The organism is Streptomyces sp. NPDC058375 (assembly GCF_042723425.1).
Lineage (GTDB): Bacteria > Actinomycetota > Actinomycetes > Streptomycetales > Streptomycetaceae > Streptomyces > Streptomyces durocortorensis.
Genome location: NZ_JBHXJG010000036.1, coordinates 1 through 19,975, shown reverse-complemented (window position 1 = coordinate 19,975; position 19,975 = coordinate 1). Strand labels below are relative to the sequence as shown.

General features: G+C 71.4%; 16 protein-coding genes, 5 tRNA genes and 1 pseudogene. 11 read left to right on the top strand and 11 right to left on the bottom strand.

Translation table 11 applies throughout. The annotated features are described in order from the left end of the window. Positions 1 to 64: 64 nt before the first annotated feature. Positions 65 to 4,006: an ATP-dependent RNA helicase HrpA gene (hrpA, locus tag ACFWM7_RS09090; RefSeq protein WP_383257000.1), complete on the bottom strand. Its 3,942-nt coding sequence runs from the start codon at positions 4,004 to 4,006 to the stop codon at positions 65 to 67. Between the two features lie 144 nt (positions 4,007 to 4,150). Here hrpA and ACFWM7_RS09085 point away from each other — a divergent pair, with 144 nt between their 5' ends. The 3 genes from ACFWM7_RS09085 to ACFWM7_RS09075 all read left to right on the top strand — a co-directional run bounded on the left by ACFWM7_RS09085 (position 4,151) and on the right by ACFWM7_RS09075 (position 6,435). Further along, complete coding sequence (locus ACFWM7_RS09085; protein ID WP_383256997.1) at positions 4,151 to 4,693, top strand: hypothetical protein; 543 nt, start codon at positions 4,151 to 4,153, stop codon at positions 4,691 to 4,693. A 63-nt stretch (positions 4,694 to 4,756) separates the two neighbouring features. Then, a complete protein-coding gene (locus ACFWM7_RS09080; RefSeq protein WP_383256994.1) occupies positions 4,757 to 5,560 on the top strand; it encodes a DsbA family protein in 804 nt (267 codons plus the stop codon). After that, positions 5,557 to 6,435: a cytochrome c biogenesis CcdA family protein gene (locus ACFWM7_RS09075; protein WP_383256991.1), complete on the top strand. Its 879-nt coding sequence runs from the start codon at positions 5,557 to 5,559 to the stop codon at positions 6,433 to 6,435. The genes ACFWM7_RS09080 and ACFWM7_RS09075 overlap by 4 nt, the downstream gene beginning before the upstream one ends. 41 nt (positions 6,436 to 6,476) lie before the next feature. Here the strand turns inward: ACFWM7_RS09075 and ACFWM7_RS09070 are convergent. The 4 genes from ACFWM7_RS09070 to ACFWM7_RS09055 form a co-directional block, all read right to left on the bottom strand. Then, positions 6,477 to 6,550, bottom strand: a tRNA-Phe gene (locus tag ACFWM7_RS09070). A gap of 22 nt (positions 6,551 to 6,572) precedes the next feature. Next, a tRNA-Asp gene (locus tag ACFWM7_RS09065) sits at positions 6,573 to 6,647 on the bottom strand. Between the two features lie 38 nt (positions 6,648 to 6,685). Continuing rightward, positions 6,686 to 6,758 (bottom strand) — tRNA-Glu (locus ACFWM7_RS09060). 80 nt (positions 6,759 to 6,838) lie between these two features. Continuing rightward, positions 6,839 to 8,506 (bottom strand): metallophosphoesterase, encoded by a 1,668-nt coding sequence (locus ACFWM7_RS09055; protein ID WP_383256988.1) that lies wholly within the window; start codon positions 8,504 to 8,506, stop codon positions 6,839 to 6,841. A 136-nt stretch (positions 8,507 to 8,642) separates the two neighbouring features. Between ACFWM7_RS09055 and ACFWM7_RS09050 the strand changes: the two genes are divergently transcribed. The 6 genes from ACFWM7_RS09050 (at position 8,643) to ACFWM7_RS09025 (ending at position 13,618) form a co-directional block, all read left to right on the top strand. Further along, entirely contained in the window at positions 8,643 to 8,993 is a 351-nt protein-coding gene (locus ACFWM7_RS09050) for a metallopeptidase family protein (RefSeq protein ID WP_006125792.1), read from the top strand. Continuing rightward, positions 8,990 to 9,457: a CrcB family protein gene (locus ACFWM7_RS09045; protein WP_383256985.1), complete on the top strand. Its 468-nt coding sequence runs from the start codon at positions 8,990 to 8,992 to the stop codon at positions 9,455 to 9,457. Before ACFWM7_RS09050 ends, ACFWM7_RS09045 begins: the two co-directional genes overlap by 4 nt. Beyond that, complete coding sequence (crcB, locus tag ACFWM7_RS09040) at positions 9,454 to 9,828, top strand: fluoride efflux transporter CrcB (RefSeq protein ID WP_383256982.1); 375 nt, start codon at positions 9,454 to 9,456, stop codon at positions 9,826 to 9,828. Before ACFWM7_RS09045 ends, crcB begins: the two co-directional genes overlap by 4 nt. A gap of 345 nt (positions 9,829 to 10,173) precedes the next feature. Then, positions 10,174 to 10,755 (top strand): hypothetical protein, encoded by a 582-nt coding sequence (locus ACFWM7_RS09035; protein WP_383256979.1) that lies wholly within the window; start codon positions 10,174 to 10,176, stop codon positions 10,753 to 10,755. Positions 10,756 to 10,994: 239 nt separating this feature from the next. Further along, positions 10,995 to 13,301, top strand: a complete 2,307-nt coding sequence (locus ACFWM7_RS09030; RefSeq protein ID WP_383257043.1) for a DEAD/DEAH box helicase — start codon at positions 10,995 to 10,997, stop codon at positions 13,299 to 13,301. Positions 13,302 to 13,544: 243 nt separating this feature from the next. Continuing rightward, positions 13,545 to 13,618 (top strand) — tRNA-Lys (locus tag ACFWM7_RS09025). A 167-nt stretch (positions 13,619 to 13,785) separates the two neighbouring features. Here ACFWM7_RS09025 and ACFWM7_RS09020 read toward each other — a convergent pair. The 6 genes from ACFWM7_RS09020 to ACFWM7_RS08995 all read right to left on the bottom strand — a co-directional run bounded on the left by ACFWM7_RS09020 (position 13,786) and on the right by ACFWM7_RS08995 (position 19,413). Next, entirely contained in the window at positions 13,786 to 14,145 is a 360-nt protein-coding gene (locus ACFWM7_RS09020; protein WP_383256976.1) for an STAS domain-containing protein, read from the bottom strand. After that, positions 14,142 to 15,401, bottom strand: a complete 1,260-nt coding sequence (locus ACFWM7_RS09015; RefSeq protein ID WP_383256973.1) for a PP2C family protein-serine/threonine phosphatase — start codon at positions 15,399 to 15,401, stop codon at positions 14,142 to 14,144. The genes ACFWM7_RS09020 and ACFWM7_RS09015 overlap by 4 nt, the downstream gene beginning before the upstream one ends. After that, positions 15,401 to 16,210, bottom strand: a complete 810-nt coding sequence (locus ACFWM7_RS09010; RefSeq protein WP_383256970.1) for an alpha/beta fold hydrolase — start codon at positions 16,208 to 16,210, stop codon at positions 15,401 to 15,403. The genes ACFWM7_RS09015 and ACFWM7_RS09010 overlap by 1 nt, the downstream gene beginning before the upstream one ends. A 134-nt stretch (positions 16,211 to 16,344) precedes the next feature. After that, positions 16,345 to 17,388, bottom strand: a complete 1,044-nt coding sequence (locus ACFWM7_RS09005) for a fatty acid desaturase family protein (RefSeq protein ID WP_383256969.1) — start codon at positions 17,386 to 17,388, stop codon at positions 16,345 to 16,347. A 203-nt stretch (positions 17,389 to 17,591) separates the two neighbouring features. Then, on the bottom strand, positions 17,592 to 18,446 hold the full coding sequence (locus ACFWM7_RS09000) for a SigB/SigF/SigG family RNA polymerase sigma factor (RefSeq protein WP_383256966.1): 855 nt from the start codon (positions 18,444 to 18,446) through the stop codon (positions 17,592 to 17,594). A gap of 112 nt (positions 18,447 to 18,558) precedes the next feature. After that, positions 18,559 to 19,413, bottom strand: a complete 855-nt coding sequence (locus ACFWM7_RS08995) for a hypothetical protein (RefSeq protein ID WP_383256961.1) — start codon at positions 19,411 to 19,413, stop codon at positions 18,559 to 18,561. Between the two features lie 103 nt (positions 19,414 to 19,516). Here ACFWM7_RS08995 and ACFWM7_RS08990 point away from each other — a divergent pair. Together ACFWM7_RS08990 and ACFWM7_RS08985 are read left to right on the top strand one after the other, a co-directional pair. Continuing rightward, positions 19,517 to 19,750, top strand: a pseudogene (locus ACFWM7_RS08990) (ImmA/IrrE family metallo-endopeptidase); the annotation flags it as partial. A gap of 122 nt (positions 19,751 to 19,872) precedes the next feature. Then, positions 19,873 to 19,946 (top strand) — tRNA-Met (locus ACFWM7_RS08985). Positions 19,947 to 19,975: the final 29 nt, after the last annotated feature.

Sequence of the window (19,975 nt, the reverse complement as noted above, 5' to 3'; positions counted from 1 at the left end):
GGTCGACTTCACTCCTGGTGGTGACTCCGTCACCGCCTCCCGGGCCTCCGGACCGAGCCCCGGCTCAGGGAGCCAGGGCGTCGATCGCCTTCACGATCCGCTTGTCCGAGACGGGGAACGCGGTGCCCAGCGCGTGGGCGAAGTAGCTGACCCGCAGCTCCTCGATCATCCAGCGGACGTCCAGCACCTCCTGCGGCACCGGCCTGCCCTGCGGGAGCTGTTCGAGCAGCCAGGCGTACTCGTCCTGCATCTCGTGGACCTTCGCCATCCGCGTGGTGTCCCGCTGCACGGCCGTGGGCATCTGCTGGAGCCGCCGGTCGGCCGCCACGAGGTAGCGCATCAGGTCCGGCAGCCGGCGCAGTCCGGTGGCCGTAACGAAACCGGACGGTACGAGTCTGGCCAGCTGCTCCCGTACGTCGGTGACGTTGGCCACCAGCGTCAGGCTGTTCGTCGACTTCAGCCGGCGCTCGCAGGCCTGCCACGCGGCCAGGATCTGCTGCACCTGGTCGATCGTGCGGACGGTCAGGTCCACCAGGTCCGCGCGCACCTTGTCGTACAGCGTCCGGAACGCCTTCTCGTCCCACGCGGGCCCTCCGTGCGCGGCGATCAACCGGTCGGCGGCTGCGGTCGCGCAGTCCTCGAAGAGGGCCTGCACCGAGCCGTGCGGATTACGGGACAGCGCGAGCTTCTGCTGATTGCTCAGCCGGTCCGATGCGAACTTCGCCGGGTTGACCGGGATGTTCAGCATGATCAGCCGCCGGGTGCCGCGCCACATCGCCTGCTGCTGCTCGGCCTCGGTGTCGAAGAGGCGTACGGCGACGGTGTCGCCCTGGTCGACGAGGGCCGGGTACGCCTTGACCGGCTGCCCGGCGCGACGCGTCTCGAAGACCTTGTTGAGCGTGCCGATCGTCCAGTCCGTGAGGCCCGAGCGCTCGATGGACTCGCCGGAGGGCCCCGCAGTCGCCGCGGCGGCCTTGGAGAGCGCCTGGCGGGCCTTCGGGCGCAGCTGGAGCTTCAGCGCCTCCAGGTCCTTGTCCTCGGCGACCTTCCGCCGCCGCTCGTCGACGATCCGGAACGTGATCTTCAGGTGGTCCGGGACGCGGGAGAGGTCGAAGTCGTCCGCGGTGACCGGCACGCCGACCATCCGCTGGAGCTCGCGCGCCAGGGTGAACGGCAGCGGCTCCTGGAGCGGGACGGCCCGGTCCAGGAACTTGTCCGCGTAGTTCGGCGCGGGGACGTAGTGCCGGCGGATCGGCTTCGGCAGCGAGCGGATCAGCTCGGTGACAACCTCCTCGCGCAGCCCCGGGATCTGCCAGTCGAAGCCCTCGGAGGTGACCTGGTTGAGCACCTGGAGCGGTACGTGCACGGTCACGCCGTCCGCGTCCGCACCGGGCTCGAACTGGTACGTCACCTTGAACTTGAGCTTCCCCTGCCGCCAGGAGTCCGGGTAGTCGTCCTTGGTGACGGCCCCGGCCTTCTCGTTGATCAGCATGGAACGCTCGAAGTCGAGCGCGTCCGGCTCCTCGCGCTTCTTCTGCTTCCACCAGGAGTCGAAGTGCGCCCCGGACACGATGTGCTCGGGAATCCGCTGGTCGTAGAAGTCGAACAGCGTCTCGTCGTCCACGAGGATGTCGCGGCGGCGGGCGCGGTGCTCCAACTCCTCGACTTCGCCGAGCAGTTTGCGGTTGTCGTGGAAGAACTGGTGGTGGGTGCGCCAGTCGCCCTCGACCAGAGCGTTGCGGATGAACAGGTCCCGCGAAGCCTCCTGGTCGATACGTCCGAAATTGACCTTGCGCTGGGCGACGATCGGCACGCCGTAGAGGGTGACCCGCTCGTACGCCATCACCGCCGCCTGGTCCTTCTCCCAGTGCGGCTCGCTGTAGGTGCGCTTCAGCAGATGCCCGGCCAGCGGCTCGATCCACTCGGGCTCGACCTTGGCGTTGACCCGCGCCCAGAGCCGGGAGGTCTCCACCAGCTCCGCCGACATCAGGAACCGGGGCTGCTTCTTGAACAGCGCGGAGCCGGGGAAGATCGCGAACTTGGCGCTGCGCGCGCCCAGGTACTCGTTCTTCTCGGTGTCCTTCAGCCCGATGTGCGACAGCAGCCCGGCCAGCAGCGAGGTGTGCACCGCCTGCTCGGGGATCGACGCCTCCGCCTTGGGCTCCTCGACGGTGATGCCCATCTGCTTGGCGACCGTCCGCAGTTGCGCGTAGATGTCCTGCCATTCGCGGATGCGCAGGAAGTTCAGGTACTCCTGCTTGCACATCCGGCGGAACGAGGACGAGCCGCGCTCCTTCTGCTGCTCGCGGACGTAGGCCCAGAGATTCAGGTACGCCAGGAAGTCGGACGTCTCGTCCTTGAACCGGGCGTGGTTCTGGTCGGCCTGCGTCTGCTTCTCCTGGGGCCGCTCGCGCGGGTCCTGGATGGAGAGCGCGGCGGCGATGACCATGACCTCGCGGGCGCAGCCGTTCTTGTCGGCCTCGATGACCATGCGGGCCAGGCGGGGGTCGACGGGCAGCTGGGAGAGCTTGCGGCCGAGCGGGGTGAGCCGCTTCTTCGAATCCTTCTCGGCCGGGTCGAGCGCGCCGAGCTCCTGGAGGAGCTGCACGCCGTCGCGGATGTTGCGGTGGTCCGGCGGGTCGATGAAGGGGAACTTCTCGATGTCGCCGAGCCCGGCCGCGGTCATCTGGAGGATGACGGAGGCCAGGTTGGTCCGCAGGATCTCGGGGTCGGTGAACTCCGGCCGGGTGACGAAGTCGTCCTCCGAGTACAGCCGGATGCAGATGCCGTCCGACGTACGGCCGCAGCGGCCCTTGCGCTGGTTGGCGCTGGCCTGGGAGATCCGCTCGATGGGCAGCCGCTGGACCTTGGTGCGGTGGCTGTAGCGGGAGATACGGGCATTGCCCGGGTCGATCACGTACTTGATGCCGGGGACGGTCAGCGAGGTCTCGGCCACGTTGGTCGCCAGGACGATGCGGCGTCCGGTGTGGCGCTGGAAGACGCGGTGCTGCTCGGCGTGCGAGAGGCGGGCGTAGAGGGGGAGCACCTCGGTGTGTCTGAGGTTCCGCTTGTTCAGCGCGTCCGCCGTGTCCCGGATCTCGCGCTCGCCGGAGAGGAAGACCAGGACGTCGCCGGGGGCCTCGTGGCCCAGCTCGTCGACGGCGTCGCAGATCGCGGTGATCTGGTCGCGGTCGGAGTCCGCTGTGTCTTCGTCGGCCCCCTCCAGGAGGGGCCGATACCGCACCTCCACCGGATACGTCCGCCCGCTGACCTCCACGATCGGCGCCTCGCCGAAGTGGCGTGCGAACCGCTCCGGGTCGATGGTCGCCGAGGTGATGACGACCTTCAGATCCGGGCGCTTCGGCAGCAGCCGGGCCAGATAGCCGAGGAGGAAGTCGATGTTCAGCGACCGCTCGTGGGCCTCGTCGATGATGATCGTGTCGTACGCCAGCAGCTCGCGGTCCGTCTGGATCTCGGCGAGCAGGATGCCGTCCGTCATCAGCTTCAGATACGTCGACTCCGGGTTCACCTGATCGGTGAAGCGGACCTTCCAGCCGACGGTCTCGCCGAGCGGCGTCTTCAGCTCGTCCGCGACGCGCTCCGCGACCGTACGGGCGGCGATCCGGCGGGGCTGGGTGTGCCCGATCATGCCCCGGACGCCGCGCCCCAGCTCCATGCAGATCTTCGGGATCTGCGTGGTCTTGCCGGATCCGGTCTCCCCGGCGACGATCACGACCTGGTGGTCGCGTATCGCCTCCAGGATCTCGTCCTTCTTCTGGCTGACCGGCAGCTCTTCCGGGTACGACAGGGCCGGCAGCCGGGCCGCGCGCGCAGCGAGCCGCTCGGCCGCCTTGCCCGCCTCGGCCGCGATCTCGTCCAGCACGGACTGGCGGGCCTCGGGCTTGCGGATGCGGCGCGCTCCTTCGAGACGCCGGCCGAGCCGGTTCGCGTCACGGAGCGAGAGCTGTCCGAGCTGGGACTGGAGATCGGCGAAGGAAGTAGACATACGGATCCCAGGATCTCACCCGGGCCCGGCCAGTGGCGACCTCATTTCGCGCGGACTGCGTCACGCGGCACGTACCATTTCGGGCAGTCGAACGCCCCGCCCCCGTCCCCGTCCCCGCCGCTCGCGCGAGAAAGGCCCGGTCCCGTGTCCCGTACGCAGTGGTGGAGCCTGACGGCGCTGCTCGCGGTGGTGCTGGGGCTGCTGTGCGGACCGGCGGCGTTCGCGGCCGCCAGGGCGGGGGCCGCTGTGCCGGGGGCCTCCGCGTCCGGGGGCTCCGCTCAGGCCTTCGAGGCCTCCGCGCCTTCGGCTACCGCCCGGGCCTCCGCGTCCGGGGCCTCCGCTCAGGCCTTCGAGGCCTCCGCCCCTGGGGCCTCCGCGCCCGGGATCTCCGCGCCTTCCGCCTCGGCCGCGTTCTCCGCCGCTCATGATCAGGCATCGGCCTCCGTGGCCGAGGCCCCCGACGCGGGAACCCCGGTCCCCGGCTGCGGGAAGCTCCGCGATCACGACGGCGAGCCCGCCGTCCCCTCCCGAGCCCGGACCGCCCACGACCATGTGCCGGGCCTCGCTCCGTGGGGGCTGCCCGCCGCGACGGGCGCGCTGTCGGCCGAGCCGCCGCCGGGGATACGGGCCGCCGCCCCGGCTCCGTACACACCGACCCCGGTCGAACTCTCCGTGCTGCGGGTCTAGGCGGGCACCCGCCGCCCCGCACCCTGACCTTTCTCCTTCCGCACCATCAGCACGGAGTGCCGCATGCCCACGCCCAAGAAGCCCGCCGCCACGCCTTCGAAGCCCTCCCGCAAGCCCCTCGTCTACGGCGCGGTGGTCGTCCTCGCGGCCGGGCTCCTCGGCTTCGCCTCGTACAAGGCCACCTCCCCCGACGACACCTCGAAGGACACCACCGCCACCGGCCCCGCCGCCGAGGTCTCTGCCGACCCGAACGAGGGCGTCTACCCGGAGCTGGCGAAGCTCGCCCGCCGGGACGCGGACGACAAACTGGCCATCGGCCGGGCGGACGCCCCGGTCGTCCTGATCGAGTACGCCGACTTCAAGTGCGGCTACTGCGGCAAGTTCGCCCGGGACACCGAGCCGGAGCTGATCGAGAAGTACGTCGAGGACGGCACGCTGCGTATCGAGTGGCGCAACTTCCCGATCTTCGGCGAGGAGTCCGAGACCGCCGCCCGGGCCGCCTGGGCCGCCGGGCAGCAGGACCGCTTCTGGGAGTTCCACGGTGCCGCCTACGCCGAGGGGGCGAAGGAGAAGGGCTTCGGCAAGGACCGGGTCAAGGCGCTCGCCGACGAGGCGGGGGTGAAGGACCTGGACCGGTTCATGAAGGACCTCGACGGCGACGCGGCCCGTGCGGCGGTCAAGAAGGACCAGGAGCAGGCGTACGGGATCGGCGCCACGTCCACCCCGTCGTTCCTGATCAACGGCCGCCCGATCGCGGGCGCCCAGCCCGACGAGACGTTCGCGCAGGCCATCGAGACCGCCGCCGAGCAGGCGAAGGCGAAGACCACCGGCAACGCGGGCAACGACGCCGGGGAGCCCGCCAAGTGACGGCGGACATCGGCTACTTCGCGGCCTTCCTCGGCGGGCTGCTCGCCCTGGTCAGCCCGTGCAGCGCGCTGCTGCTGCCGGCCTTCTTCGCGTACTCCATCGACTCCACCTCCCGGCTGCTGGCCCGTACCGGCATCTTCTACGCCGGGCTCGCCACCACCCTCGTCCCGCTCGGCGCGGCCGGTTCGTACGCCGGGCGGCTGTTCTACGGCCATCGCGACGCCCTCGTCACGGGCGCGGGCTGGCTGATCATCGCGCTCGGCGTCGCGCAGATCGTCGGTCTCGGCTTCGCGTCCCGGCGGATCGCGGCCCTCAGCGGCCGGATCCGCCCCACCACCGCGTTCTCCGTCTACGCGCTCGGCGCGGTCTACGGACTGGCCGGCTTCTGCGCGGGCCCGATCCTCGGCAGCGTCCTGACCGTCGCAGCGGTCAGCGGCAGCCCGGTCTACGGCGGGCTGCTGCTGGCGGTGTACGCGCTCGGGATGGCCGTACCGCTCTTCGTGCTCGCCCTGCTCTGGGAACGCTTCGACCTCGGCCGCCGGACCTGGTTGCGCGGCCGGACCGTCCGCCTCGGCCGGTTCGAGCTGCACACCACGTCGCTGCTGTCGGGCCTGTTCTTCATCGGCCTCGGCGCGCTGTTCCTCGTCTACGACGGGACGACCGCGCTGCCCGGGCTGCTGGGGGTCGACGACTCGTTCGCGGTCGAGCAGTGGGCCCAGAAGCTCGGCGAACGGGTGCCGGACGGGGTGGCGCTGGTCGCGGTGGTGCTGGTGGCGCTGCTTGTCCTGGGCGTACGGGCCTGGCGCCGGCGCGGCGCGGACGTACCGGCGGAGCAGGAGGAGCAGACGGAGACGGAGGAGACGGAGAAGGTGTGACACGGCGAAGGCCCCGTCCGGTGGACGGGGCCTTCGTGAAGTGGCTGGGGCCGGGATCGAACCGGCGACCTATCGCTTTTCAGGCGATCGCTCGTACCAACTGAGCTACCCAGCCACGCAGCCGCTGGGGCTGCAAGCGGTCCTGACGGGATTTGAACCCGCGGCCTCCACCTTGACAGGGTGGCGAGCACTCCAAACTGCTCCACAGGACCAAGCAATGTGCGAAACAAGTCTCGCACACGGTGAAACGTGCCCCCAACGGGATTCGAACCCGTGCTACCGCCTTGAAAGGGCGGCGTCCTGGGCCACTAGACGATGAGGGCTATTGGCCCGCCGGTTCGCTTTGCAGCGCGTCGGGGACGTGAGAAGCATATGGGATGGGTGGAGCTATCGCCAAAACGGTTTACGGGGATGGGGTCGGGCGCGTCCCGGAGCCCGTCGGGGACGGGCTGGGAGAGGGTGAGCCGGGGGCGTCCTTCTTCAGGTTCTCCTCCGGGAGATGGCGGCTGACCTCGGCGGTCGTCAGTCCGAGGCCGCCGAGCGTGATCTCGTCCCAGGCCTGGAGCCGGCGGGTGGAGCGGTCCATGTAGAGCACCGAGGCGTGCACCTTCTCGGGCTTCTCGTTCTGCACGGCGCGCAGCCCGCCGCCACCCGTGGAGCCCTCGACCTTCAGCCGGGTGCCGAGCTTCAGCTGTTCGTTGATCCGGCGGTGGAGGTGGCCGGACAGCACCAGCGGGACCGTGCCGTCGGTCTCCCGGGCGGTGTTCGGGTCGTGGGCGACGGCGATGTCGGCCGGCGTGCCCGCCCGTTCCTGGTCGCGCAGCGCGGTGGCCAGCCGCATGCCCTCCAGCCGGGCGGCCTCCTTGTTGCCGCCGGGGCCGGTCCGGTCCGGGGTGAAGGAGGCGTCGCCGGTGCCCGCGATCCGCAGCCCGCCGACGTTCACGGCCTTGCCGTCATCGAGGACGCGGACGTTCTTGAACTTCTTCAGGTAGGCCTGGGTGACCGGGGAGTCGTGGTTGCCGCGCACCCAGACGTAGGGCGCGCCGAGGTCGCGGACCGGGTCGAGGAAGCCGTTCTCGGGGGCGGAGCCGTGGTCCATCGTGTCGCCGGAGTCGATGATCACGTCGATCTCGTACTGCTCGACGAGCGAGGCGATGATGTGCCAGGCGGCCGGGTTGAGGTGGATGTCGGAGACGTGCAGGACCCGGATGGTGCCGGGGTCGGGCTGGTAGACGGGGAGCGTGGAGGTCGCGTCGTACAGCTTGGTGACGTTGGTGACCAGGCGGGCCAGCTCCTGCTGGTAGATGTCGAACTCGGTGACGATCGAGCGGGCGTCGCCGACCAGGGACGGGGCGCTGGAGAGCAGCCCGGAGAACTTCGGCTCCAGGACGGACTTCGGGTTCCAGGTGGCGTACGCGCTGACGCCGGACGCGGCCAGCAGGGTGAGCGCGAGCCCGCCGGCGGCCAGGGCGCGGCGGGGGCGGCGGTAGACGACGAGGCCGAGCGCGGTCGCGCCGGAGACGACGGCGACGCAGGAGCGTACGGCCAGCTCCCGGGTGCCGGCGGCGACGTCCCGGGCGACCTCGTCCTGGAGGGTGGAGAACCGTTCCGGCTGGTCGACCAGGGCCTGGGAGCGTTCGGGGTCGAGGCGGTCCACGTCCACGTCGAGCCTCAGTGGCGCGATGTGCGAGTCCAGCTCCAGGGCGCCGAGCGGGGACACGTTGATCTTGCTGCCGCCGGTGAGGGAGGGGCGCAGCGTCATGTCGGTGTCCATGGGGCCGACCGGCGTACGGATGGACCCCACGGCGAGCAGCCCCAGCCAGGCCCCCAGCACGACGACGGCGAGCATGCCGAGGGCGCGGAGGTACGGGCGGCGGACGGGGGCGGCCAGGTCGCCGGGGGCCGCGGCGCCGGTACGGGAGATGCGGGGCGTGCCGGAGGTGCGGGGCGTGCGGGGCGTGCGGGAGCCGGCCGGGGTGCGCCCCGGTCGGGCGCCGGGCGTCGGGCGGACGAGCTGGCTGAGGCGGTGCCGGACGCGGTCGGCTGCGGCACGGAACGGGACGCGGACCATTGGGCCCGTATGCCCCGGTACGGCCTGCGCCATGCCGGGCGACGGCACCGGTCATGCGTCCGTACGGGCCCGGTCCCCGCGATGCCGGGCGGTGGCCATCTGCCCGCACCCGGCCCCCGTACGGGACAATGGCCGGGTGCTGGAGATGACGCGCGAACAGTTCGAGGAGCTGGTGAGCCAGGCTCTGGACCGGATTCCGCCGGAGCTGACACGGCTGATGGACAACGTGGCGGTGTTCGTCGAGGACGAACCCGACCCCGGCGACCCCGACCTGCTCGGGCTCTACGAGGGCACCCCGCTCACCGACCGCGGCGAGTGGTACGCCGGAGTGCTGCCGGACCGGATCACCATCTACCGGGGCCCGACGCTGCGGATGTGCGAGACGCAGGAGGACGTCGTCGCGGAGACCGAGATCACCGTGGTCCACGAGATCGCCCACCACTTCGGCATCGACGACGAGCGGCTGCACGCCCTGGGCTACGGGTGAGCGAGCAGGCCCCGGAGGAGCTGCCGGAGCCGGGCCCGCCCGCCGCCCCGCAGAGCCGGGTGCTGGCGGCGGTCGCGGCGGGCGGCGCACTCGGAGCCCTCGCCCGCTACGCGGCCCTGGTGCTGTGGCCGACGCCCGCGGCCGGCTTCCCGTGGACGGTGTTCGTCGTCAACGTGAGCGGCTGCGCCCTGATCGGCGTGCTGATGGTGCTCGCCGTCGAGCGGGGCCGGGTGACCCACCCGCTGGTACGGCCCTTCCTCGGCGTCGGTGTGCTCGGCGGCTTCACGACCTTCTCGACGTACGCCGCCGGCGTCTCGGACCTGCTGGTGCGTCAGGAGGTCCTGACCGCCATGGCGTACGCGGCGGTGACGGCGGTGGCCGCGCTCGGGTCGGTGTGGGCGGCGGCGGTGGCGACGCGGGCCTGGCTGGACCGGAGCGTGAGCGGCGAGGGGCGGGCCGCGTGAACTGGCTGCTGGTGGCGATCGGCGGGGCGGTGGGCGCGCCCCTGCGCTATCTGACCGACCGCGCGGTGCAGGCGCACCAGGGGCCGCGCGTCCCGTACGTCTTCCCCTGGGGCACCTTCGCAGCGAACACCGCGGGCAGCCTGCTGCTCGGCCTGCTGACCGGCGCCGCGGTGTCCTCCCCGGCGCATGCCCTACTGGCGACGGGCCTGTGCGGGGCGCTGACGACGTACTCGACGTTCTCGTACGAGACCCTCCGCCTGGCCGAGACGGGCCGGACCTTCCTGGCCGCGGCCAATGTGCTGGGGTCGCTGCTGGCGGGGCTGGGCGCGGTGTTCCTGGGCGCGGAGGTGACGGGCGGGTTCGGGGGGTAGCGGGGCCGGGGCGGCTTCGGCGGGTGGCACGTGGGTCGGGTTCGGCGGGTGGCTTCGGCGGGTGGCATGCGGGCCGGCTTCGGCGGGTGGCATGCGGGCCGGCTTCGGCGGGTGGCTTCGGCGGGTGGCATGCGGGCCGGCTTCGGCGGGTGGCACGTGGGTCGGGTTCGGCGTGTGACTTCGGCGGGTGGCACGTGGGTCGGCGCGGGCCGGTGCGGGCCGGTGGCGTTTCGGGCGTGTCTCCGGCGGGGTCGCGGGAGTTGGGCACGGTGCGAAGCCTCGCTCCGGCGTCGCGGGCTCCACCCCTCGCCACGCTTCCGCTCCCTCGCCCCGGAGGTGCCACTCGTGCGCCAGTTGTCCGCCCCTGCCCGCTGGGCAGCCGTCACCGCGCTGACGATCGCCGCGTCCACCGGCTGTATGAGCGTCGGCGAGGACGGCGCCGGAGGGCCCGGGCCCTCACGGTCCGCCGGTTCCAAGGGCTCCGCCGCCGATCCGGCCGGGGACACGGTTCCCGGCTCCGGGCTGACCGGGGGCCGCGGTGGGGGCGCCCACCCCCACTCGGACCGGGGCGTCCCCGGGAACGGCCCCAGCCCCGACGCTTCCGGTGCCGCGCCGTCGGTCACCCCGAAGAAGGGCGCGCGCCCCGAGCCGGCCGCCCCCGAGCAGCCCACCCGTGGCGACGGGGTGCAGCCGCCTCCTACGCCGTCGACCCCGGGGCCGGGGGAGCCGCCGCCGGCCACCCCGGAGCCGCCGGCCCCGCCGCCGCCCGCCCCGGACCCGGAGCCCGAGCCTGAGCCCACCGATCCGCCGGAGCCGCCCCCCTCGGCCTCGCCCGCCGCGCACCTGCGGGCGCAGGGCATGGGCGGACCGGAGACGGTCGCGCCGCTGCGGACCCCGGAGGCATCGCCGCAGGTGGGGCCGGTGTAACCGGGGGGCCGACCGGGCTGGTTTGCGCAATGTGGGTGAGAGTGCGTATGGTGGTAGATCGTTTGATCCCATTGCCCGGCGCCGACACAGAAGAGCGCCGTGTGGCGCGTACTCTCCCTTGCCGTGGCTGGACCGCATTGAGGCGGTCGAAATTGCGAATCACGGAGTTATGGGCGCGTGCCGAGACTCCGGAAGGTTTCGCATTTCGCATGTCAATTTCCAGTTCTGACCGCACCGTCATGCCCGAGAACATCGACAACGACCAGCTCGCCGAGCTGGTCGAGTCCGCTGTGACCGAGGCCCCCGCCGGTACGACCGCCCCGGCCGCCGAGAAGGCAGCCGTCGCCGAGAAGCCCGTCGTCGAGAAGTCCGTCGCGGACTTCGTCGCCGACCAGCAGGACACCGACCAGCAGGACACCGACGCGCGGGCCGACGCCTCCGCCGAGGCGTCCGACGAGGCCCCCGAGGCCGAGGCGTCCGACGCCCCCGCCGAGCCGACCGTCACCTTCGGCGACCTGGGCCTGCCCGAGGGCATCGTCCGCAAGCTCGCGCAGAACGGCGTCACCACCCCCTTCCCGATCCAGGCCGCGACCATCCCGGACGCCCTGGCCGGCAAGGACATCCTCGGCCGTGGCCGTACGGGCTCCGGCAAGACCCTCTCCTTCGGTCTGCCGACCCTCGCCGCACTCGCCGGCGGCCGCACCGAGAAGAAGAAGCCCCGCGCCGTCATCCTCACCCCGACCCGTGAGCTCGCGATGCAGGTCGCGGACGCCCTCCAGCCGTACGGCGACGTGCTCGGCCTCAAGATGAAGGTCGTCTGCGGCGGTACGTCGATGGGTAACCAGATCTACGCCCTGGAGCGCGGCGTCGACGTCCTCGTCGCCACGCCGGGCCGGCTGCGCGACATCATCAACCGCGGCGCCTGCTCCCTGGAGGACGTCCAGGTCGCCGTCCTCGACGAGGCCGACCAGATGTCGGACCTGGGCTTCCTGCCCGAGGTCACCGAGCTGCTCGACCAGGTCCCGGCCGGCGGTCAGCGGATGCTCTTCTCCGCCACCATGGAGAACGAGATCGGCACGCTGGTCAAGCGGTACCTCTCCAACCCGGTCACGCACGAGGTCGACAGCGCCCAGGGCAACGTCACGACCATGTCGCACCACGTCCTCGTCGTGAAGCCGAAGGACAAGGCGCCGGTCACGGCCGCCATCGCCGCCCGCAAGGGCCGCACCATCATCTTCGTCCGCACCCAGCTGGGCGCCGACCGCATCGCCGAGCAGCTCATCGAGTCCGGTGTGAAGGCCGACGCGCTGCACGGCGGCATGACCCAGGGCGCCCGTACGCGGGTCCTGGAGGACTTCAAGAAGGGCTACGTCAACGCGCTCGTCGCGACCGACGTCGCCGCCCGCGGCATCCACGTGGACGGCATCGACCTGGTCCTGAACGTGGACCCGGCCGGCGACCACAAGGACTACCTGCACCGCTCGGGCCGTACCGCCCGCGCCGGCAAGTCCGGTGTCGTCGTCTCGCTGGCGCTCCCGCACCAGCGCCGCCAGATCTTCCGCCTGATGGAGGACGCGGGCGTCGACGCCTCGCGCCACATCGTCCAGGGCGCGGGCGTCTTCGAGCCGGAGGTCGCCGAGATCACCGGCGCCCGTTCGCTCACCGAGGTCCAGGCCGACTCCGCGAACAACGCCGCCAAGCAGGCCGAGCGCGAGGCCGCCGACCTGACGAAGCAGCTGGAGCGCGTCCAGCGCCGCGCCGTCGAGCTCCGCGAGGAGGCCGACCGCCTGGTCGCCCGTGCCGCGCGCGAGCGGGGCGACGACCCGGAGGCCGCGGTGGCCGAGGTGGCCGCCGAGGCCGAGGCCGCCCTCGTGGCAGCCGTCTCCGTCCCCGAGCAGCCGGCCGCCCGCGACGAGCAGCGCCGCGACGAGCGGGGCAACTACGAGCGCCGCGACAACCGCGGTGGCGACCGTGGCGGCTACCGCGGCGGCAACGACCGCTCGTCGGGTGGCTTCCGCTCCGGTGGCGACCGTCGGGACGACCGTGGTGGCCGTTCGTTCGAGCGTCGTGACAACGACCGTCCGGCGTTCCGCGACCGTCGTGACGACCGCCCCTCGGGTGGCTTCCGCTCCGGTGGCAACGACCGTCGTGACGACCGTGGTGGCCGTTCCTTCGAGCGTCGTGACAACGACCGCCCCGCCTTCAACCGCGACCGCCGTGACGACCGCCCCTCGGGTGGCTTCCGTTCCGGTGGCGACCGTCGGGACGACCGTGGTGGCCGTTCGTTCGAGCGTCGTGACAACGACCGCCCGTCGTTCAACCGTGACCGTCGTGACGACCGCCCCTCCGGTGGCTTCCGCTCCGGCGGCAGCGACCGCCCGTTCAACCGTGACCGTCGCGACGACCGCCCCTCGGGAGGCTTCCGCTCCGGCGGCGGCGACCGCCCCACCGGCCGTCGTGACGACCACCGCGGCGCCAACACCGGCACCAACACCGGCTCGTTCGGCCGCCGCGACGACAAGCCGCGCTGGAAGCGCAACGGCTGACCCCCGCCCGGCCGACACCCGGCCGAGCAGGTCCGCCTGACAGACCGGCAGGGCCCGTACGCCACCGAACCGACTCGGTGACGTACGGGCCCTGTTGCTGTTCCCGACCCCAGGAACCCGCCCCCGGAACCCGGCCCTCGGGGTCCGCGACGGACCCCCGCAACAGGCGCGACGCGGGCCCAAGACCGATACCGGATCGGCTGCCGGGACCGGGCGGGCTATGCTCGGGGGGTGATGTTGCAGGGGCCGTTAGCTCAATTGGTCAGAGCAGCGGACTTTTAATCCGTTGGTTGTGGGTTCGAGTCCCACACGGCCTACCGGCAGCAGGGCAGGGCGTAGGCCTGCCATCTGCGAAGAAGCGCCTCCACCCGGTCCCTCCGGGGGGAGGCGCTTCGCCATGTGGTTCCTGCGTCGATCGCACGCTCCGCGGTGGTGTACCCCGCGGGCGGATGACCGGCCGCTCGCACGGTGTGGACGAGCGCGATCATTCCGAGGCGGCGTGCCAGGCGTGTTCGGCGTCCTGTGCGGTGGGGTGGGCGGGGAAGACCTGGTCCAGGCCGACGATACGGATGATCCGGGCGAGGTGTTCGGGGAGGGCTGCCAGCGCGATGGCCGCGTCGGCGGCCAGGGCGTGGTTGCGGGCGGCGATCAGGGCGGTGATTCCGCTGGAGTCGCAGAAGGTGATGCCCTTGAGGTCGATGACGAGCTGTTGCCCCGGGCGCAGGGCGAGCCCGGGGAGGGCGTCGCGGATGTGGGGCGCGGTGTGGTGGTCGAGTTCCCCGGTGAGTTCCATGACCGTGCCGGCAGCGGTGGTGCGGGTGCTGAGGGTCAAGTGCTGGGTCACTGCTGCTCTTCACTGAGGGGTCGGGGCACGTGGATGGCGAGGACGGCGGTGTCGTCGTCCACGCCGGTGCCGAAGGCGTGGAGCAGATCGCGGACTGCGCCGATGGCGTCCGACGCGGTGGTGGGGGCGAGGGCGCGGCCGAAGTCGAGGAGAGCGTCGTCGCCGTAACGGTCCTCGCCCCCGGCGGCGGTGGTGCGGGCTTCGGTGAGGCCGTCCGTGTGGAGGAGCAGGGTGTCGCCGGGGGCGAGGTGAACGGTGGTGGTGGCGATGTGGGCGTCGGGCAGGACGCCGATGAGCTGCCCGCCGGGGGTGGGCAGGTAGTCGGCGGTCCCGTCGGCGCGCATCAGCAGGGCAGGGGGGTGGCCGCCGCTGGCCAGCGTGATACGGAAGCCACCGCGGTCGGGGTCGGGGGTGAGCCGGCCGAAGACGACGGTGCAGAAGCGGGGATCGGTGCCCTGATACTCGTGGTTGAGGATGGTGTTGAGGTTGGCGAGTACGGCGGCTGGGTCCGGGTCGTAGACGGCGGCGGCACGCAGGGTGTAGCGGGCCAGGGAGGTGTCGGCGGCCGCGGCGGCGCCCTTGCCGCACACGTCGCCCAGGAACAGGCCCCAGGCGCCGGCGGCCAGGGGGAACAGGTCGTAGAAGTCGCCGCCGACCTCGTCGACGGAGGCGACGTGGTAGTGCGCGGCGACGTCCAGGCCGGGCACGTTCGCCAGCGTGGGTGGCAGCAGGGTTCTCTGAAGCGTGGTGTTCAGGATCTTGAGGCGGTCGCGTTCCAGGTCGGCTTCCCGGCGGGCCCGCAGCAGTTCCGTCTCGTAGGCGCGGCGGTCGCGGGCGTCGAAGAGGGTGGTGCGGATCAGCAGGGGCTGCCCGTCGGTGCCGGTCTTGACTGTCGAGGTGACCATGACGGGCAGGTGGGAGCCGTCGGCCGCCTTGAGTTCCAGGGCGATGCCGCTGATCGCGCCCTGCATCTGCAGCAGCGGGGCGAAGTGGGTCTCGTGATACAGCCGGCCGCCGACGGTCAGCAGGTCGGAGAAGGCCATGCGGCCCACCAGGTCACCGCGCTGGTAGCCGAGCCAGTCCAGCAGTGTCGCGTTGGCCTTGGCGATCCGGCCGTCCAGCAGGGTGGAGAGGTAGCCGCACGGGGCGTGCTCATAGAGGTCCTCGGCACTGTCCTCCAGCAGTTCGGAGAAGCGGGCCTCCTCACCCACCGGAGCCTGGTCCTTGCTGTCCGCCGCGCCGCCCGTCTCGCACATCACCGTGTCGTCCCGGCGAACGCGGCGATCGCCGCCGCGGTCTCTTCCGGGGCTGCCAGCTGAGGGCAGTGCCCCGTCGCGTTCAGTGTGACCAGTCGGCTTCCCGCTATCCGGGCATGGACGAACGCGCCGACCTCCGGCGGTGCGATCGCATCGCTGGAGCACTGGGCGACCAGCGTGGGCACCCGCACGGCCGCGAGGTCGGCGCGGTTGTCGGACAGGAACGTCACCCGGGCGAAGACCCGCGCGATCTGCGGATCCGTGCGGCAGAAGCTGTTCGTCAGCTCCTCGCCCAGCTCGGGCCGCCCCGGGTTGCCCATGATCACCGGTGCCATCGCACCCGACCAGCCGAGATAGTTCGCGTCCAGCGACTCCAGCAGCTCATCGACGTCGGCGGCGCTGAAGCCACCCCGGTACCCGGTGGCGGGATCGTCGACGAAACAGGGAGACGGTGCGAGCAGCACCAGCCCGGTGAACGCCTCCGGCTCGCGTGCGGCGGCCAGCACGCCCATCATCGCGCTCACCGAATGCCCCACGAACATGACCGGCCCCAGAGCCAGCTCCCCGATGACCTCCAGGACATCGGCGACGTAGCCGTCCAACGATCCGTACCGGTCCTGGCTCCAGGAAGACAGCTGCGAGTTTCCCGAGCCGACATGGTCGAAGAGGACGACGGTGAAGTGCTGCTCCAGCCTCGGCACCACCAGACGCCACATGTTCTGGTCGCACCCGAACCCGTGCGCCAGCATCACCACCGGCGCGCCGGTCCGCCCGGTCACCGTGACATGGTTCCTGCTCCGCACGTCCACGCCAACCATCGTCGCAGACCCCCGGCGGGAGGGCCTCTCCTCAAGCTCGCGACAGGGGCTTACGGCCGAGCGCGGCGGGAGCGTCGCGGGGGTGCGGCGGGTGCGGCCCCGTGGGCGGGGTGAGGGATCACCGGTCATGCGGGGCGTGCCTCTGCCCGGCGCAGGGGAGCGCCTGCCTGGTGGAGGCAGCGGAGTGCTTGCCGATAGGAGGTGATCAGGCTCGTCTCCAGGTAGGCGACATCCAGCTCTTCGCAGTAGCGCCGGACGACGACCTGGGCCTTGCGCAAGTTGGGGCTGGGCATGCTCGGGAAGAGATGGTGCTCGATCTGGTAGTTCAGCCCGCCCAGGACGATGTCGGTGAACCAATTGCCGCTGACGTTGCGTGACGTCAAAACCTGGCGGCGCAGGAAGTCCGGGCGGTCGTTGCCTGTCCGGATCGGCATGCCCTTGTGGTTGGGGGCGAAGACGGAGCCGAGGTACAGACCGAAGAGGCCCTGGTGGACGGCGAGGAAGGCGATCGCCATGCCGGGCGGCAGCAACAGGAAGAGCGCCGTCAGGTAGACCGCGCAGTGCGCCACGAGCAGGGACCCCTCCAGCAGCCGGTGCTTGAGCGAACGGTCGGCCAGCGCCCGCAGGCCCGACACGTGCAGGTTGAAGGCTTCGAGGGTGAGGAGAGGGAAGAACAGGTACGCCTGCGAGCGGCCGATCAGCCGGGGCAGGCCCTTGGCCGAGCGGGCCTGGTCCTGCGACCAGACCAGGAGATCGGGCTCGATGTCGGGGTCGAGTGTCTCGTGGTTGGGGTTGGCGTGGTGGCGGGTGTGCTTGTCCTGCCACCAGCCGTACCCCATGCCGATGCCGACGTTCGCGGCGGCCCGCCCCGCCCTCTCGCTGGCCTTGCGCAGCCGGAAGACCTGGCGGTGGGCGATGTCGTGGGCCAGCAGCGCCACCTGGCCGAAGACCGCGGCCAGGAAGACGGCGACGGCCAGGTTCCACCAGGAAGCGCCGACGAGGACGAACGCGGTCCAGCCGGCGGCGTACAGGGAACTCACAGCCACGATCCGGACCGCGTAGTAGCGCGGTCGTCGGGCCATCAGGCCGTGGTCGACGATTTTCTTGGACAGCCGGGCGAAATCGCTCCCGGCGGTCCGCTCGGGGCGGACGGAGACTTCTGCGGTCATGAGTACGAACCTCTCGTGGCCGACACCGGGCAGCCGTTGGGCGGTCACCGCGATGTGGTGGGAACGGAACAGCCGAGGACGTGACCGCTGTCGCTGACTCATGGGTCTAGGGGCGCGGCCTCGGCCGCACTCCTCCGGATCGGAGCTGCCCCTCGGCGGGGCGGCGGGCCTCCTGCTGGTACGTGAGGCTCACTCTGCGGGATTCATCCGTGCACCAGCATCCCGGTGCGGAGCCTGCCGAGGAGGTGGGTCAGGAGCCGGGAGACGTGCATCTGGGAGAGGCCGAGCTGTCGGCCGATCTCGGACTGGGTCATCTCCTGGCCGAAGCGCAAGGCCACGATGGACCGGTCGCGGTCGTTCAGGCCTTCGAGCAGGGGCGCCAGCGCATGGAGATCCTCGAACATCTCGATGGCGGGATCGATGTCCCCTTCGATGTCGCCGTAGGTGACGGTCGACGCGCTGTCCCGTTCGCTCCCGACGGGCATGTCCAAAGACCCCGCGGTGTATCCGTTCGAGGCGACGAGACCCTCGATGATCTCGTCCTCGCTGAGCTCCAGATGGCGGGCGAGTTCCTGGACGGTGGGATCCCGGTCCAGCCGTCCTGCGAGTTCCTCCTTGGTCTTCGCAAGGGTGACGCGCAGCTCTTGCAGGCGGCGTGGGACGTGGACCGCCCAGGTGGCGTCGCGGAAGAACCGCTTGATCTCCCCCACGATGTAGGGGATGGCGAAAGAGGTGAACTCCACTTCCCGGCTGAGGTCGAACCGGTCGATCGCCTTGATCAGGCCGACCGTTCCGACCTGGACGATCTCCTCCATCTCGCCGCTGCCGCGGTTGCGGAACCGGCGCGCGGCGAATTGGACCAGAGACAGATTCATCTCGATCAGGGTGTTCCGCGCGTACTGGTACTCGTGCGTGCCCTCTTCCAGCACCCGAAGCCGTTCGAAGAAGACCGAGCTGAGGGCGCGGGCGTCCTTCGGTGCCACCTCGCCGGGGTCGCGGATCTGCGGGAGCGCCACGAGGGGCGCGTCGGTGGCCGGAGCCGTCGTGGATATCGGCATTGCGATGGTTCCCCTGCCCCAGAAGGTGCCGCGGAGATCCGTCGGCACACGGGTCACCTACCCGGATCCGGACGGAGTACGCAGATCTGGGCAGATGACGCACCAGCGCGGCTTACGGCTGGTCTCCGCGGTCCGGGTACCTCCTGCCCGGCGAGTCCTGATCGGACGGACGGGTTCCCGTGTCCCGGTCGCTCTGCTCGTACTGCGTCCGGTCCGTATCCCCCCGTCCGGGCTCCCCGCCGCCGGCGTCCCGCGCCGGAACCGGCCGGCCGCGCGGTGCCGACGTCTGCTCCGGAGACCGGCGGACGAAGCGCTGAGGCGAGTCGCTCTCGACCGAAGCGTCCCGATCGGGTCCGGCGTCGGTGCGGGGTCGCGCCGCGGTCGCACCGGCGTGGCCCGCCTCGTCTCCGGCCGCGCCGGTGCGGGCGGCCGTGCCGTACGCGTGCTCGCCCCCGGTGCGGGGACGCTCTGCGTCCTCACGGTCCAGCGCGCCCTGTGTCCGCCCCTCCTGCTCCCGCCGCGCACTGCGCACCGCCCTGTGTTCACGCCCGCTCATGACGGCCGAGCCGATCAGCATGAGGAGACCGCCGAGCAGGGCCAGTCCCACGCCGCTGCCGAGCCCGTCGCTGTCGCCCGTGACGGTCAAGCTGCCCTGGGCCTGTGCCTGCCGGACCATCCAGAGGACGGCGAATCCGAGCGTGACGATCCCCGCGATCAGGACAAGGAACCGCGATCTGAACGCCACCCCGAGAACGGTGAGCAGCGCGCCGACGAAGAGGGGGAGAAACATGGACGCGAACAGCCCCGCACCCGAATCCGTGATGCCGGCCCCGGTGAAGAGCTCCCATACCCGGAAGTCGTGTCCGAGCCGCCCGTCGTACCAGTTGCGGAAGGGGGCCCAGAGCGCCGCGGCCGCACCGACCACTGCCAGGACCAGTCCGATGGTGTTGCGGATACCCCGTGTCATGCCGCGACCTCCCGGCAAGTCGGATCGGTGCACGCAAGAACCTCACATGCCGTGTCCCGCCCTGATTTTCACGGTACGCCCGGTGTGAACGCCCTGCCATACGATCGCGATCCAGCCGGCCTTCCTGGAACAGCGCCCGCTGCTGGACGAACTCGCGGACTGCGCAGCCGAGCTGACCTCGCCCGAGTCGTCCGCCCTCGCCCGCTTCGGCGTCGCGAACTACTTCGCCGGGGCGCCGCTCATGCCGTACACCGTCTTCCACATCGCGGCCGAGGCCGTCCGCTACGACATCGAGCTGCGCTCCGCCCGCTTCGGCGTCGGCTTCGAGACGGTCTGCCTCCGCCTGAGCACCCTGCGACGCACCGGCCACCGCGGCGGCAACAAGGTGCGGCCGCGGCGGGGTGCCCGGAGCAATGGGTCAACGGCACCCTCGGAATGCCGTACAGTTGTGTTTACCGACGCGGGGTGGAGCAGCTCGGTAGCTCGCTGGGCTCATAACCCAGAGGTCGCAGGTTCAAATCCTGTCCCCGCTACTGAAGATCCGGGCCCGGCACGCAGACAG

Bases quoted from the DNA above. Each gene is read 5' to 3' on its own strand.
- hrpA (WP_383257000.1), bottom strand. From the start codon at position 4,006: ATGTCTACTTCCTTCGCCGATCTCCAGTCCCAGCTCGGACAGCTCTCG.
- ACFWM7_RS09080 (WP_383256994.1), top strand. From the start codon at position 4,757: ATGCCCACGCCCAAGAAGCCCGCCGCCACGCCTTCGAAGCCCTCCCGC.
- ACFWM7_RS09055 (WP_383256988.1), bottom strand. From the start codon at position 8,506: ATGGTCCGCGTCCCGTTCCGTGCCGCAGCCGACCGCGTCCGGCACCGC.
- ACFWM7_RS09030 (WP_383257043.1), top strand. From the start codon at position 10,995: ATGCCCGAGAACATCGACAACGACCAGCTCGCCGAGCTGGTCGAGTCC.
- ACFWM7_RS09015 (WP_383256973.1), bottom strand. From the start codon at position 15,401: ATGTGCGAGACGGGCGGCGCGGCGGACAGCAAGGACCAGGCTCCGGTG.
- ACFWM7_RS09005 (WP_383256969.1), bottom strand. From the start codon at position 17,388: ATGACCGCAGAAGTCTCCGTCCGCCCCGAGCGGACCGCCGGGAGCGAT.
- ACFWM7_RS09000 (WP_383256966.1), bottom strand. From the start codon at position 18,446: ATGCCGATATCCACGACGGCTCCGGCCACCGACGCGCCCCTCGTGGCG.
- ACFWM7_RS08995 (WP_383256961.1), bottom strand. From the start codon at position 19,413: ATGACACGGGGTATCCGCAACACCATCGGACTGGTCCTGGCAGTGGTC.